The 1,177-nt window shown below is 64.8% G+C and carries 1 protein-coding gene; it reads right to left on the bottom strand.

The features are described from left to right. On the bottom strand, positions 1 to 1,176 hold the full coding sequence (gene tuf / locus AUL32_RS24295) for an elongation factor Tu (RefSeq protein WP_061976498.1): 1,176 nt from the start codon (positions 1,174 to 1,176) through the stop codon (positions 1 to 3). Position 1,177 lies beyond the last annotated feature (1 nt).

Genomic DNA, 1,177 nt, shown 5'->3' on the forward strand with positions numbered 1-1,177 from the left:
TTACTCGACGATGCTGGCGACGATACCGGCGCCGACGGTGCGGCCGCCTTCGCGGATGGCGAAGCGCAGCTTCTCTTCCATGGCGATCGGAACGATCAGCTTGACGTCCATCGTCACGTTGTCGCCCGGCATCACCATCTCGGTGCCCTCGGGAAGCGTCACCACGCCCGTCACGTCCGTCGTGCGGAAGTAGAACTGCGGACGGTAGTTGGTGAAGAACGGCGTGTGGCGGCCGCCCTCTTCCTTGGTCAGGATGTAGGCCTCGGCCATGAAGCGCGTGTGCGGCTTCACCGAACCCGGCTTGCACAGAACCTGACCGCGCTCCACACCCTCGCGGTCCACGCCGCGAACCAGCGCGCCGATGTTGTCGCCCGCCTGGCCCTGGTCCAGAAGCTTGCGGAACATCTCGACGCCCGTCACCGTCGTCTTCTTGGTGTCGCGGATGCCGACGATCTCGACTTCCTCGCCCACCTTCACGATGCCGCGCTCGACGCGGCCGGTCACAACCGTGCCGCGGCCCGAGATCGAGAACACGTCTTCGATCGGCATCAGGAACGGAAGGTCGACCGGACGCTCCGGCGTCGGGATGTAGGCGTCGACTTCCTTCATCAGCGCGCGAACCGCGTTCTCGCCGATCTCCTTGTTGGAGTCTTCAAGAGCGGCCAGGGCCGAGCCCTTGACGATCGGAATGTCGTCGCCCGGGAACTCGTAGAGCGACAGAAGCTCGCGCAGCTCCAGCTCGACCAGCTCCAGCAGCTCGGGATCGTCGACCTGGTCCACCTTGTTCAGGAACACCACGATCGCGGGAACGCCGACCTGACGGGCCAGCAGGATGTGCTCGCGGGTCTGCGGCATCGGGCCGTCGGCCGCCGAACACACCAGGATCGCGCCGTCCATCTGCGCCGCGCCCGTGATCATGTTCTTCACGTAGTCGGCGTGGCCGGGGCAGTCGACGTGCGCGTAGTGACGGTTCTCCGTCTCGTACTCCACGTGCGCCGTCGAGATCGTGATCCCGCGCGCCTTCTCTTCCGGCGCCGCGTCGATCTGGTCGTAGGCGCGGAACTCGCCAAAATACTTCGTGATCGCAGCCGTCAGCGACGTCTTGCCATGATCGACGTGGCCGATCGTGCCAATGTTCACGTGCGGCTTGTTGCGCTCAAATTTGCTCTTGGCCATT

Origin of the sequence: Aureimonas sp. AU40 (assembly GCF_001463785.1) — a bacterium.
In the GTDB taxonomy this organism is placed as follows: domain Bacteria; phylum Pseudomonadota; class Alphaproteobacteria; order Rhizobiales; family Rhizobiaceae; genus Aureimonas.

Excerpts from the sequence above, each read along its gene's own strand:
- tuf (WP_061976498.1), bottom strand. The coding sequence starts at position 1,176 with ATGGCCAAGAGCAAATTTGAGCGCAACAAGCCGCACGTGAACATTGGC.